Annotated in this window: 11 protein-coding genes; 3 read left to right on the forward strand and 8 right to left on the reverse strand. The window is 47.1% G+C overall.

The window, feature by feature from the left end:
• Positions 1-2: 2 nt before the first annotated feature.
• A complete protein-coding gene (locus ACT7WV_RS03875) occupies positions 3-734 on the reverse strand; it encodes a phosphoribosyltransferase (RefSeq protein ID WP_445101636.1) in 732 nt (243 codons plus the stop codon).
• Positions 735-1,018: 284 nt separating this feature from the next.
• Here ACT7WV_RS03875 and ACT7WV_RS03880 point away from each other — a divergent pair, with 284 nt between their 5' ends.
• Together ACT7WV_RS03880 and ACT7WV_RS03885 are read left to right on the forward strand one after the other, a co-directional pair.
• Positions 1,019-1,714: a uracil-DNA glycosylase gene (locus ACT7WV_RS03880; RefSeq protein WP_445101637.1), complete on the forward strand. Its 696-nt coding sequence runs from the start codon at positions 1,019-1,021 to the stop codon at positions 1,712-1,714.
• A 30-nt stretch (positions 1,715-1,744) separates the two neighbouring features.
• A complete protein-coding gene (locus ACT7WV_RS03885) occupies positions 1,745-3,001 on the forward strand; it encodes an FtsX-like permease family protein (protein ID WP_445101638.1) in 1,257 nt (418 codons plus the stop codon).
• 9 nt (positions 3,002-3,010) lie between these two features.
• Here the strand turns inward: ACT7WV_RS03885 and ACT7WV_RS03890 are convergent, their stop codons facing one another.
• From ACT7WV_RS03890 to ACT7WV_RS03905, 4 genes are all read right to left on the reverse strand, one after another.
• Positions 3,011-4,615 carry a B12-binding domain-containing radical SAM protein gene (locus ACT7WV_RS03890; RefSeq protein ID WP_445101639.1) on the reverse strand — a complete coding sequence of 535 codons (1,605 nt, stop codon included), beginning with the start codon at positions 4,613-4,615 and terminating at the stop codon, positions 3,011-3,013.
• 97 nt (positions 4,616-4,712) lie between these two features.
• Positions 4,713-6,101 (reverse strand): amidohydrolase family protein, encoded by a 1,389-nt coding sequence (locus ACT7WV_RS03895; RefSeq protein ID WP_445101640.1) that lies wholly within the window; start codon positions 6,099-6,101, stop codon positions 4,713-4,715.
• A 306-nt stretch (positions 6,102-6,407) separates the two neighbouring features.
• Positions 6,408-6,731 (reverse strand): Mpo1-like protein, encoded by a 324-nt coding sequence (locus ACT7WV_RS03900; protein WP_445101641.1) that lies wholly within the window; start codon positions 6,729-6,731, stop codon positions 6,408-6,410.
• A 177-nt stretch (positions 6,732-6,908) separates the two neighbouring features.
• Entirely contained in the window at positions 6,909-7,412 is a 504-nt protein-coding gene (locus tag ACT7WV_RS03905) for a sterol desaturase family protein (RefSeq protein WP_445101642.1), read from the reverse strand.
• 230 nt (positions 7,413-7,642) lie between these two features.
• On the opposite strand from ACT7WV_RS03905, the gene ACT7WV_RS03910 reads away from it, so the two are divergent.
• Positions 7,643-9,340, forward strand: coding sequence for a GH3 auxin-responsive promoter family protein (locus ACT7WV_RS03910; protein ID WP_445101643.1), 1,698 nt, complete (start codon positions 7,643-7,645; stop codon positions 9,338-9,340).
• Between the two features lie 325 nt (positions 9,341-9,665).
• Here ACT7WV_RS03910 and ACT7WV_RS03915 read toward each other — a convergent pair whose 3' ends face one another.
• The 3 genes from ACT7WV_RS03915 to ACT7WV_RS03925 form a co-directional block, all read right to left on the reverse strand.
• Complete coding sequence (locus ACT7WV_RS03915; RefSeq protein ID WP_445101644.1) at positions 9,666-10,673, reverse strand: NAD(P)/FAD-dependent oxidoreductase; 1,008 nt, start codon at positions 10,671-10,673, stop codon at positions 9,666-9,668.
• Complete coding sequence (locus ACT7WV_RS03920; protein ID WP_445101645.1) at positions 10,666-12,954, reverse strand: hypothetical protein; 2,289 nt, start codon at positions 12,952-12,954, stop codon at positions 10,666-10,668. Before ACT7WV_RS03920 ends, ACT7WV_RS03915 begins: the two co-directional genes overlap by 8 nt.
• Before the next feature lie 253 nt (positions 12,955-13,207).
• The gene (locus ACT7WV_RS03925; RefSeq protein WP_445101646.1) at positions 13,208-14,374 is read right to left on the reverse strand and encodes an MFS transporter; all 1,167 of its coding nucleotides are present in this window, start codon (positions 14,372-14,374) and stop codon (positions 13,208-13,210) included.
• Positions 14,375-14,443: the final 69 nt, after the last annotated feature.

The raw sequence follows: 14,443 nt of genomic DNA on the forward strand, positions 1-14,443 counted from the left end.
GGCTACCCTTCAAATGCCTCAGGTGTCTGGCTATCTTTGACTTGTTTTGGTAGATAGTAGTTATTCTGATTAGCAGTTTGTAAAGCCGTTAGAGCTTCCTCTGTTGGAACCTGGGGAAATGTGGCATAGAAGCGGCTGACACTGAAGAAAAGCTGAGGCTTCTCTAGAACAACTACGCGATCGCACCAGCGATCAAGCCAATTAATCAATCCTGCTGGTGCCACCGGAGCGCAAATCCAGATCTGGGCTGGCTTGCGCTCTTTTAAGGCTTTAGCTGCGGCTGCCATAGTCATACCCGTGGCAATTCCATCATCAATGAGAAGTGCTAAAGCACCTTGGGGATTAACCAGAGGACGACCAGGTGCGAGTCGAGTTAATTGCTCTTGAGCTTTGGCTTGAGCTTTGCGCAGCGCTGCTTGCCGCAAAAGATTATTTTTTTTGCCCAATCTCCCTGCCCGCGTCCAGAGAACTTGCCTCTCTGAGGTGACAGCACCAATTGCTAATTCTCGGTTGCGAGGTAGGGTAATTTTCTTTGCCACCACGATATCCAAGGGGCAACCTAGTTGACGGGCGACTGGTACAGCTAGAGGAATGCCACCCCGAGGCAAGGCATAGACAATCGGCGGTGTCCAGAGACCTTCGCCCTCTTTGAGTTGAGCGACTAGGTTACACAGTAATTGAGCCAGCTGCTCACCGGCATCAAGGCGATCACTAAACAGGGGGGTAGATGACATGCTCATCTCCGGCAATTACAGCTTGCTTACCCCCATGATGACTGATTTTCCTGAAATCACTCGGCTTTAGAGAGACGATTCTTTACAAAAAATCCTCTGTGTTCTTGAGCCGCGAATCCACTTTAAAATTTAGAGGGCTTCTATGTCCGACGTTGCATCGTTACAAGATGATTTTGGGACTTTAGCGATTCTTGTCTCCCTTGTCCCCTATTCATCCCCTAATTGTGCAACGCTTTCATTCCTACCCAATACTGGGTGCAGCTTTAAGACAATATTGGAGATTCATGTCTAACGGAGAACAACTCAACCTCTTCGACCAGTCAGAGCCTAGGCGATCAACACCGACTAACATACAACCAGAGCTAATTCCTACCAGTGCCAAAGCCCCCATTCCTCCTGGCACCTACAAAACAATGGAGACGTTAGCAGCACACTGCCAGTCTTGTCATAGATGTGAATTAGGAGAAAGTCGCACCCATGCGGTAGTTGGACGCGGCCATCTCCAAGCACCTATTATGATTATCGGGGAGGGCCCTGGTCAAAACGAAGACGAGACAGGCTTGCCGTTTGTCGGCAAAGCAGGGCAGTTACTAGAGAAAATTCTAGATTCTGTCAATCTTGATAGTGAACAAGACGTATACATTTGTAATATTGTCAAGTGCCGACCACCTGGTAATCGGGTTCCTGCCACTGAAGAAATCGCTGCTTGTAAGCCTTATTTATTAGAGCAAATTCGCTTAGTAGACCCGAAAATTATTTTGCTAACTGGTGCCACGGCAGTCAAGGGGTTAACTGGTGATAAGCGCGGCATCACCAAAATTCGCGGCACTTGGATGGAGTGGGAAGGGCGTTTATCTATGCCAATTCTCCACCCCGCTTATCTACTAAGGAATCCTTCACGAGAGCAAGGTAAACCAAAGTGGTTGATGTGGCAAGATATTCAGGCAGTGCGTGCCAAATTAGAGGAAATGCGCTCTTAGACTTTATTTATACCCCATTTGCATTTGCCTATGGTTTCTCTTGCTCGTAAAAACTTGCTCGAAGACATTCCTCGCTTTTTGGTTGCTCAAGCCGGAATTATGTTTGCTGTGACTTTGGTAACCTTGCAAACAGGTGTATTTAATGGGTTTACTCGCTCTAGTGCACAGCTAATTTATAATTCTAGCGCTGATATTTGGATTGCCTCCGACAGGCTAGTGCAAATTGAATTGACACTGCCAATTCCCCTAGCACACGTTAGATTAGCCAGAAAAGTAGCAGGCGTAGAGCGAGCAGAAGGACTAATTTTCAGTGGTGCTTTGTGGCGTCCCCCAACAGGAGAAATTTCTCGGGTGAGAGTCGTTGGCTTCGACCTTAAGGGGCAATTATTTACACCCAACAATGTTGTACAAGGTAGCTTAAATGATCTTGAACAGCCTTACAGTATTATGGTGGATCGAACTAATGAAAAAGCGCTGAATGTAGAAAAGATTGGTGACCAAGCTGGAGTTAATTCTCTCTCTGCTCAGGTAGTTGGCTTCACTAAAGGCAACAACTCAATTGTCTCTAATGCTTTCATGTTTACTTCATTAGAGAATGCCAATACTTTCCTTACTTCCGGTCAAACTTCTAATCTTTCTTGTCGGCTACCAGTAGGTTCAGAAGAATTAATTTGTACGAATACTTATTCCAGTAACTCTGAGACTGATACTCCCAGCAAATCTCCTGCTGTACCCAGCAAATTAGTTGCTTCTGACTTAATCACCTATATATTAATTAGTGCTAAACCAGGGGAAAATTTACCAGCCCTCAAGCAACAATTAGAAGACACTTTACCCAACACCCGCGCCTACACTCGTGCTGAGTTGATTAAGAAGACTCAAACTTTTTGGCAGAGTCGCACGGGAATTGGATTTGTTCTGGGTTTGGGTGCAGTTGTCGGTATTATTGTCGGTACAATTATTGTTGCTCAAATTCTCTATTCTTCTGTTTCCGACCATATTAAAGAGTTTGGCACTCTCAAAGCAATTGGCGCATCGGATCGGGGCATTTACGGTGTAATTATCGAGCAGGCTCTTTGGATGGCGGTTCTTGGCTATATTCCTAGCACGGCACTGTGCTACGGTGTAGCAGCTTGGACCTATGCCACCCAGGGCATTCTGATTCTAATTACACCTATATCGGTGATCGCAGTTTTTGCTCTGACAGTTATTATGTGCGTGGGTTCAGCAGTCTTTGCTATTCAGAAAGTTACCCGCCTCGATCCGGCAATGGTGTTTAAAGCTTGACTAATACAATTAGCTGGCCTTATGATTTGCTGAAACTGCAAGCTCTTTGGCAGGTGCAGCAGTTTCCAAGCTAGCTTGATGGGCTAAATATTCAGCTAATTGCGCTTCAACATCGTTCCGCACAATTTGACGATATTCAATGAAATGTTCATTGATGGCACAAGCAGTTAAGTAATTTACAAATACTCCTTGATTGTGCTTAAGAATTGAGAACAGCTGACGCCAGAATTGCCAGCGGGTGCTGCGTTTAATTCCCTGTCGCCAGAAAAGGGTCAGCATTGCTCGTACTTCCACCAACTCCAACATCTTGAAAGGTATTTTATGGGGAGATGGTTGCATGTTGATGAAGTGCCGATAGACGCGAGCTAGATAACGACTTGGCTCATACAATTCCCAAAAGCAACTAACATACTCCCTGGCAATATCTTCAATGGGACGGGTAGGTACAAAATTAGTTAGAGACATCTGGTTACCACTCGTCTCTTCTTGCCCCTCTAGCAAACGCCCTTCTTTCCTGAGTCGATGCCATAGTGCTGTGTTAGGTAAAGCAACTAACATACCAAACATCGCTTGGGGAATGGCGGTTGCCTCAACAAAATCAATAATACGCTGACCAGCTCCTGGCTTTTCATCATCGAAGCCGATAATAAAACCAGCCATGACCCGCATTCCCATTTTATTGATTTTCTGCACCGACTCAACTAGAGAGTTACGGGTATTCTGGAACTTCTGAGTCATCGCCAAACTATCAGTATCCGGTGTCTCAATACCAATAAAGACGGAATTGAAGTTGGCCGCGATCATCAAGTCTAGCAGTTCTTGATCTTGGGCTAAGTCTATTGAGGCTTCAGTCGCGAAATGGAATGGATAGTCGTGTTCTGCCATCCACGGTCCGAGTTCCCGCAGCAACAGCTTAACATTACGCTTATTACCGATAAAATTATCATCCACCATAAAAACAGCCCGCCGCCACCCTAAATCGTAGAGAGTCTGCAATTCAGCCAATAGCTGTGCAGGGCTTTTAGTACGGGGTTTACGTCCGTAGAGGACGATAATGTCGCAAAATTCACACTGAAACGGACAGCCACGGGAAAACTGAACCGACATATCGCTGTAGGATTTTAGATCCAGCAGGTCATATCGAGGAATGGGTGTTTCTGTGACAGCAGGCTTTTCACCATCAGACCGAATTACCCCTGATGTTTCTCCCCGTTCTAATGCCTCAACAAATAAAGGTAGGGTAATTTCTCCCTCATCTAAAATCAGAAAATCTGCTCCTGCTTCTTGCGCTGCTTGAGGAACAGAGGTGACGTAAGGGCCACCAACTGCCACCATTTTGCCACGCCGTTTTGCCTCACGAATCATCTGCACCATATCCGGTTTCTGGACAATCATGCCAGAAATTATCACCAAATCTGCCCATTCCCAATCCGCCTCAGTTTCTGGGGAAACATTGCGATCAACTAAGCGGAACTCCCAGGTTTGGGGCAAGATTGCCGCGACTGTAATCATACCCAACGGGGGAAGAGTGACCTTACGTCCAATCAGTTCTAATACTTTGTCAAAAGACCAGAAGGATTTGGGAAATAGGGGATATAAAAGTAAAGCGCGCATTTAATTAAAGCCTCATATTACTAAAGGTTGAAGGTTAGAAACCCACAACTTACTAACCTTCAAACCTATAACTCTTGAATCAGTTATGCAGTTCCCACTATCGGCTTTGAACCATGCAATTGGTGGGTAGAGATTGCCGTAAGCGATCGCCATAGAAAGCTAGCGCATTGCCGCCTAAGAGCAGTCCTAGGTATTCTTGGTCGTAATCATTAACAGTAGCGGCATCCTTAACACAGTCCTTGAGTACGCCATCCCAGTGCCCATAGTCACCAGAAAAACAAGCTAAGTGTTTACCCACTTCTCCCATGGCTAAAGGCAGATAAGACGGGCCAGGATCATCGGACTCAAAAGAGGTGAAAATTTGACCCCGCTCAAAGTAATCTAGAGGGTCACGGTGACGCAGATCGTAATGTTCGTAAAGGCTGGCATCATCAATCTGTGTTGGGTCGTGCTTGGTATTCCACAACAGATCGAAGAGGTTTTTCGCCTTACCGATGATATTGATATTATCGCTGCCGCCCCTTTCTTGAATCATCAGCTTGGTGAATTCCATCAGGGAGGGGCGATAGGGATGTTTGGGGTCAAAATCGCGGACACGCTTTTCCCAGTGCTCATGGAAAGCGTGGGCAAGATCTGGCACCCAACCACAACCGCCTTCTAAAAAGCCCACTCGCAGTGTGGGGAATTGCTCAAATGCGCCATCGAAAACCATTCGCGCCATCGCCATTTGTTGCTGGTTGCGCTGCACAAAAATGTGGGAGAGAACAAAGGTTTCCATATGGTCGGCAATACCACCCACCATGTAAGAACCAGGGCCGCCGTGAATACCTAAACCAATATCCAAGTCTACTGCTGCTTGCAGAAGTGGACGGAAATCAGGATGGCTAATCGACTTACAGGTGCGTATTTCTGGGAAGGCTTGTGGCGCTTGAGGATGGGGGATGGGTAAATTGGGGGCAACGGCTACACCAATCATGCCCAATTCATTAACGCAGCGGTGCATTTCAGCTACAGCAGCATCCACATCTTGGAGAGGTAATACTCCAATGGGTTTAAGGCGGTTATTGTACCCTTGGCAGTCCTGGGCCATGTAGTTGTTATAGGCACGGCAGAGGGCAATTGCCATGTCCTTATCCAGGATGCTGGAAAAAATCAGGTTGAATGTGCCGTAGATTACTTGGACATCCACACCTTCTTGATCCATGTGTTCAATCCGTACACGATTGAACATGGCACCCAAGGTTGTTTCTGGATGAAGGTTACGAAAGCCACCCTTACCCAAACCCTGAGGTTGAGGGAACATGCGCACCAAGTCGTTTTGACCCGTCGCCGGATTAAAGTCCACGATCCGCGCTCTTTGGTCGCCTAGACTATCAATCACTAAACCAACGCGATCGCGATACTCAGGCTCTACATAATCCCACAAAATTAGGGGATTTTCTAGCTTATGAGCGTCGGCATCAATTACTAGTAAACCTTGATACATCAACAATCCTCAATTTTTTTGTTTTTCGGCAACCTACAAAAATTAATTTAAGGCTATGGGAACGTTCTTTGCCATCCACTTGTACCGGAAGTGAGTGGGTTAGCATGGGACTTTTGAGGCAGAGAACCAACTCTTGTACTGGCTTGAATAGTAGCCAGTTTAAGCTCTAAAAGTCATGCTGTAATACTATGCCCCCTAAAGCCTTGCTGCGCAAATGCCAAAAGTCATACTGCACTTTTGGTCAATTTTTTGCCTACATTGCTGGAGTTTGACTGATCACCCCAAGGTACTGGAAAGGTTTTGTCCCTAATGTAAAGCTTTACGCTGGTCAAACAAAGCACTCCAGGCTTGACGCAGACCAAACCAGTTTTCTAGAGACCAGGACATCGAAGCTAGGATGGTGATGCCGGGATACTTTCTAAAAGCTGGTTCATTCTTCTCAAAGAAGGCGTGTCCACCCAGGGCAAATACTTGAGTAAAAACTAAACAAATCAGCGTTAATCGCCAGTCATAAAATAGTAAAACCACAGCGGCGATCGCTAATAGGTTAGTTATGTGGTGCAGAATTTGGTTAATTGGATGCTGATGACTCGCCACGAAGTGAGCTTTTGCCTCATGGAAGTAGTTCAAAGGAATCCTCCTAGAGTGAGATGCAAGTTCAGTTATCCCGGTTAAACCATGGGGTTATCACCAGGAGTTCAGGACTATCAAGAACCTCATCAGTCTATCTCAGACCACAGAAATAACGATTTCTATTTGCCTTTGTCTGGTTGAAGTAATCCGAGCATCGATAACAGTTATGACACTTTACCACCACCGGAGTTGTAAATAACCCCGTTCCGGTTGTCTGAGTTCGTCTTCTGTGAGCCATTCCACAGGCTTGTAGGTGCCAAACACATGATCCCACCAGTCCACCGCCAGACCAAAGTTATGCTCCCACATGCCGTATTTGTGATGCACATAATGAACCGGCATTTTCATCCAAAAACACTTGGTAGGATTTTCATGCTGTAGCTGATGGGCGTAGGCGGAAAAAGCCGCGTAACATAGCCCCCCCAAAAGCCAACCCACTCCAGCTTGCCAAGAATAGAAAAATAGCAGGCACATGACCACAAAGCTGCCTCTGACATAATCCCGGAATTCCCAGATTACTCCCTGTCCCTCGTTGCGACGGTGATGATCACGGTGACGTTCACCAATTCGAGGCGAGACGTGCATCAGGCGATGTAGCCAGTATTCAACCAAACTCGATAAGACAAACGCCACGGCAAAACAGGCAAATCCCGTGGATAAACTTACTAATGCACTCATGCTCTCTCTTGCCTCACACTTTCTTTAGAGAATTAGCATCTTGACTATTTTGACACCCTCTGACTGGAGAATACATAAGATTTGCCAGGTTTGATTTAGTGGGGGCAAAAAATTGACTTTGGGATGACGAATCCTCATGATCCCCCCTACACTATCCAAAAGCGTTACAGTGCAATTTGACGAAATGCATTGCCCTTTTAAGGGCTAGTAACCACTAGTGTGAGGAGCTAATGGCAAATTACCTGCTGCCACTTTTGACTGCTGTTGCTCGACGTGTCAAGGCAAATTTTGTTGGCAAAACCCGACAAACTGAACTTGTGCAGGAGCAGTTCCTGCTCACTCTATTGCGGACTCATCAAAACACTGAACTGGGTCGTCAGTATGGTTTAAGTGAGATCAAAACTATAGAGCAATTTCGAGAGAGGGTGCCAGTGCTGCCCTACAGTAGCTATGAACCACTCACTGAGCGAATCTTCCAGGGGGAATCTAACATTCTCACTCCTGATCCGGTCGTTTATATTAACCTCACCAGTGGTTCTACTGGGGTGAAGAAACTGATTCCTGTCACCAAGCGATTTCAAAACTCGCTGAGACGGGCCAATCTTACTTCTATCGGCTTTTTAGCAGATGCCCTAAAGTCGAGAAATCTCAGCTTCGGCAAATTACTAATCACCAACTCAGTCCAGCGCCTGGGACGAACCCCTAGCGGTATTGATTACGGCAATGCGAGTGTCGGTGTTATTCAGATGGGCAAGTTTTTTTATGAACAACTATTCGCCCATCCTTTCGAGACATTGCTACCCGACGATAGTCTCACCCGCCACTATGTCTGTTTACTCTTTGCCCTGCGTAATCCCTCAATGCGGGGGATGATTGCCAACTTTCCCATGCTGCTGCTGCGTACCTGCGACTATCTAGAGCGCTACGCTGAAGACTTAATCCAGGATATAGAAAAAGGCAAAATTGCAGACTGGTTAGAACTCGAACCGACACTGCGCTTAAAGTTAGAGCATCTGTGGTTCCCTGATCCCATCCGTGCCTACCAGTTGCGGGAGATCCTACACCATCAGGGACGGCTAACTCCCCAATTCGCTTGGCCTGGTTTATCTTTTATGGCCACAGCACGGGGAGGAACCTCTGATTTTTACTTTAAGCGGTTTTCTGAGTATTTTGGCAATACACCAGTCTTTGGAGCGGTCTACTCCTCCGCTGAGGCAACTTTTAGTGTTTACCCTGATGTCGATACTGATGGTAGCGTCCTAGCCATTGAGAGCGGTTTTTTTGAGTTCGTCCCGCCAGATCAATGGGAAGAAGAACATCCCCAAACTCTTCTGGCGACAGAGGTGAAGGTGGGGGAACATTACCGTCTCTTGACGACTAACTACAGTGGTTTCTACCGCTACGATATTGGCGATGTGGTGGAAGTAGTAGGGTTTTACAACAGTGCTCCTCTCATCGTCTTTCGTTATCGACGCGGGGGAACTATTTCTGCTACTACAGAGAAGACGACCGAGTATCACGCCACTCAGGTGATGCAAGCCTTACAACAAGAATTTAGCTTGCCCCTAGAGGACTTTTGTATTACTCTCTCAGAGAGTCTGATTACTCCTCATTATCTACTGAATATTGAGCTAATTCCTGGACAAAAGCTGGAAGATACCCAGGCCTTTCTCGTTAGCTTTGACCGCAAGCTAAAGCAAGCTAACGCCTCTTACGCCGTGAAGCGACCAAGAAACTTTCTTCCTGCACCTCGTCTACGAATTCTGGCACCCGGTAGCTTTGCCATTCTCCGCCAGCGTCAGGTGGCACGAGGAGTTCCTGATTCCCAGCTCAAATTTCCCCATATTAGTGAAGATCGGGAGTTTCTTGCTGGTTTAAAGGTGGAGCAAGAAATTAGTTTGCCGGAAGATTTGCAGGTGGCAGGCTGAAATTTTCTTATACAAATTTACCCAACAATGCCCCAAATGGTTGGGTAATAAGTAATAAGCATGCCCTTGAGCGGAGCGAAGGGTAATAAGTAATAAGTAATAAGCATGCCCTTGAGCGGAGCGAAGGGTAATAAGTAATGAGTTTAATTTACTGTTTATTGCTTGAATGAGACTAAAATCCTTGCCTGTTTACTTACTTAATTGTTACTTCAAGCCAGACTATTTGTAGTATTATTTTTGACGAATTAACCCACTCATTCCATCTTCCATCCCTTCTGGCAAACTAACGGAGTGAAGGGACAAGTTTCAGCGACCGCGAAGAGGGTCAATTGAGCAGCAGAGCGTAGAGTTCCTGTAATTTTTTAACATCGTGTTCAAACCAATTGTTGACCCATTGGCAGTATCCTTGAATTGCTTTGGACTCAGCTTGACCTTCCTTGACAATCTGCGTGATTAAATGCCCGGCCATTATCCCAGACATGATGGCTTTGAGAACACCGTGGGAAGAGGCGGGATCCAGGACGGCTGCGGCGTCACCCACCAGAAAATAACCTGACCCGGCGGCTGGGGTAGCAACTCGCCAGGTGACATTTGCCGCTCCCTTCTTGCCTATGGGTTGAAGTCCCTGGAATTCTTGAGGAATCCAGTCGGGAGCAGTCGTTTCCTTAGTAAACGAGAGTCTTGTCCACTGGTAAAGTTGGGGGCGCACTTTCGCTGTCCAAGTCCAACCTCGTTGATCGGCGATAATCGCGGGTGCCTGATCTCGGTTGGGGCATTCTCCCTCTACATAGCCGAAATGGGCAATAAGACGGGGAGAATAACAGTTAATTTTTAACTTCAACTGTTGAGATAGCCATTGCCGCCTACCAGTGGCATCAATCAGAAAAGATGAGCGCCAAGAACCATCTGAGGTGACAACTCCTGTAACACGGTTGTTGTGTTGTATGGGTTGCAGCGCCCGACAGGGTTGGCGAACTTGTACTCCCAACTCGATCGCCCGATGGAGCAAAATTGCATCAAAATCCGCCCGCCATGCTTGAAAGCCTCGCCAAGAACCAGCATCATCTTCACCAAAAGGCACAAACTGCTTGTCAGCTTCCCATTGCACCCAATTGCCCTCATGCCGCAGAAAACCAGCAGAGAGTACCTGTTCTGCCACACCTAACTGCCTTAGTAGCGGTTCAATCCCCGGATGGAGGGTTTCTCCGGGGCGATGGCGTGGAAACTCCTGATCCTCAGTAATTACCACCTGCAAGCCCATCTGAGCCAACCAGATAGCGGCAGCAGAACCCGCAGGTCCGCCGCCAACAATCACAACGTCTGCCTCAGACATTAATTACTTCCCAGGGATGAGCTCCCCGCTTGAGCAAAATTTGGAATCCCTTGACAAAGAGAGTGGCGCTTTCCTCAATGGCAACCAAGCGTTTACGAAAGTCGTTAGGATGGGCTGACTGCTGACCGTGACGATACATCTCAAACCGATAGACACTGCCCTCTAGGGTAATGCCAGTTTTAGATTGCACCGTCTGTAGTTCCTGATCAGTTGCTAAGACTTCACGGAAAGAGAGGACACTCCATTTAGCTTTTTCGCGGATGATCGGGAAAAATGCATCTTGATCAGCAACATCACCTCCAAAGAAATCCTCCTCCTTAATACCCAAGGCACGGTAAACATAGCCCATCGCTAGCACTCTAGCTTGGTACTCATTAACATCAACTTGACCTGTCAATGCTAAAGAAAATTTACCCTGCAAAGCATTCTCGACGTAATCAACGTAATCAATGGCAGCATATTCCACCATTTGCTGGTCACCAAGCTGAACAACTTTAGGTCCAGGAACACCATCCCAAGCAAGATTTCCTTGCTGACCAATTTCGTCATCTGTTAGAGGGCTAACTGTTGGCCAAGTAGGATTAGGCTCAAAGGTGCGTGCGGCATCGGGAGCCACAGATGGCCAAAAGGTACTCAATGCTGCACAAAGCTTGGAATCTTCCGGAAACGGGCTACCCAGGCCATAAGCAGCCAGGTGCCGGGTGCCGTTAATTTGGTCGAAACTAACATCCCAACCAGGGGCAAATACTCCTGCTGCGGCATCTGGCAGATAAGAGTGTCGCACCGTTTCAGGAACATTGAGGGCTGTTTCTTGAGCCGAGGCGTTAAACGGCAAGGAGACAATTGCCGTCACCGTGGTATCTTCTGGGCGAAAGCTGGCTTGCTTCAACTCTAGATTGGGGGCAATTCTTTCATCTGATAAGGTATTGGGGTCAATCCTCCAGATGCTCTTTGCCAGTTTCGCTGGAACTGACTGCTCCCACCAATCCATGAGTTCTCCTTGATCGCAGTTGGGGAAGAAATCGGGGGCTGTTACCAGCGAGTAAGCGGGAATGCGACGAGGGATAACTACAGCCAACTGGGGACATAAGGCTTCTACCCAGCCATCACCGGTAAAGTCAAGGTAGTGTTGTGCTTGGTAGTCTCCTGTTTCAATAATGCTAACTACATCGGGTTGGTTATTGAGGTCTTCTTGCTGACCATTAGATAAGATTTTATGGCGTGCATGCACATATTCTGGCGCTCGACGCTCTCCATTTTGTCCCGAGGGAATGTACAAACTAGAAGAGAGAACCTGACCATAATCTTTAGGCACTTTGAAGGTAAGCAGTTTCCCTCGATATTGGGCAGCCTCCACCATGGCGGAATGTACATCGGGTATTAATACGTTAGTGCCAAAGTCAGAGTTGTTGGACCATTGAGCAATGCCGTTAGTGAAGGTAAAGGGAGGCTGGCTGATATCTGGTTCTCGCCACCCGGTATCATGACCACTGCGTCCTAGTTCTAGATGGATACGCCGCAGCTTTTCGTTAACGTGGTGAGCTTTTAGAGTTAAGTCTAAATCTAGACGACGAATACACTCTTTGCCGCTGAAAAGTTTATGGAGAGGAATCCAGAAATTTCTGTTCTCGTCGTCTTCCTGAAAGCGGATTGGGCCGAATAAGTCTTCATTGCCTCGGCTTTGAATGGCAATGTAGGCAGAGTAGCATGCTGGCAATACTCGGAAGGCGTGACTATCTCCCTCAACAAAAGGTAAAAAGCCTCGATTTTTGGCGTGATAGAGAGGCTCAGCCGTACCAACTCGTGCTACACCAGTACGTGAGAAACACATGTCGGCGTGCTTGCGGTGGACTGTTTCGGGCGCGGGGCGGTATTCTGAGACAAAGACAACAATTGCCAAGGGAGAACGCCGAGCACGAGCACGTAGTTCCAGCAAGGAGGGTGGGTTGACTCCATAGACGTAGTTTTCTATGGTTTCGAGTTCAGCCAAAGTGGGAAAATCACTGAGTTCATAACCCTCAGCACCTTTGACTACATTCGGCGAAGCCAAGGCGTGAAACAGCAAGCTGCGAGAGGGATTACTAGGCTCAATACCCCGCTTCCCTTCTAAGGCAAAATCTTCAAAGCCTGGAAGAAGCCGATTAATATTGGGCAGTTCTTTTGTCAGCTCTTGTTTTAAGTTATTGGCGGTAATATCTAGTCCATGTTGCAGCAGCAAACTCCGCCATCCGTGAGCAGCAAGGCGATCACATATTTGTTTAACTTTTTCGATTAAAACCATTTGATAAATCAGTTCTCAAGGGATTCTTCTGATTTGCTTTACTTCAAGGTTTTTCTCGGTTTTTCCGGATTTTTTGCCGGAAGTTATCTTGCTGATTGTTATACCAATTTCCTAGATTCTGGCTGCAGAAGCAAAGGTTAATAAGGGAGGAGGCTGAAAAGACAGACAAGCTACCGATAGCGTTGCTAAAAGCAACCTATTATTTATTACTTATTACTTCAAGCCATTGAACCAAGTTACCAAGTTGTATCTTTCAAGATCTAGCTTGGTAACTGGGTGTTGGCATAAATAGCAAAAGTGCAGCACTAAGCGCAACGATAGCTGCGGCATAAAAAGTCCCTTCTAGACCAATTAAAGGTATCAGTGGGCCCAAAAATACAGGAGCCAGGAACTGTCCGAGAAAACCGGTACCTGTACCGGCTGCTAGCACACTGGATTTGAGATCCGAAGGAGCCAGAGACGCCAAGGCATTGTAGAGAGAAGGCACTACTACACCAAATCCGCAGCCAAAGAACACTGCTGTTGCCAGAATCCAGCTTAGTTGGTGTAATACCGGAATCGTACTCAACGTCAAAGCCATCAATCCAAACCCCAAGGCTATGGTTTGAGTATTTCCTAAGTTTTTCGAGAGCCACTTAACCGCGAAAGCTGAAACCACAGCGGCTCCGATCGCCCGTGATGCTAAAACAATACCATTAATCGCCGTCCCTGCCCCAATAGTCTGTTTTAAGTAGAGTGGTGCGTAAATAATTACGGCAGTTGTGGCAATAGATGACATACTAAGAGCCAATAACAATCTTAGGGTGTGGCGATTGCTCAAAACAGTAACCAGTTTGTTGCCAGAGTCTCTAGCTAGCCGCTTCGCCTTGATCTGGCGTTCTTCTTTCAAGATTGAGGCTGCTAAGCCAGCAAGGGGCAGCCCCAGTCCATAAAGACAGAAAGCATACTGCCAGTGCGTGGCACCAACCCAGCCCCCCAAGAGCGGGAAAAGAATGCCAGTGATCGTCAGGGTACTAGTAGCGTATCCTAAAGCCTGCGATCGCGCCTCTGCGTCATACATACCTCCTAGCAAGCCCAGACTGGCTGCGGCAATGCCGCCACTAGCCGCCCCCAATAATCCCCGCATCACTAGCAGGGGCATCAGTGAATCCATTAAGCCTGCTGCGGTGCCAACAATTCCGTAGCACAGCAGCGAAGGTACTAATACCCGTAAACGACCAACCCTGTCTGCCAAAATTCCTAGTAAGGGGCTGAATAAGGCAATGGTTAAGCAATGGATGCTCACCAACAGGCCAGCCCAGGCTGGATCGAGCCTTAACTGCTGTATTATCTCTGGCAGCACTGGTGCAACAACTCCCCCTGCCATGGTAGTGAGGGAACCTGCCGCCAGTAGTACTAACAGTCGAGGATTGCCTAGCATCAATGAAAACAACCTAAATGTTTTGACAACAATAACCCATGCAGATAAATTCAGATAGTCTGACGGTGA

It is taken from the genome of Symploca atlantica LB2515, assembly GCF_052546295.1.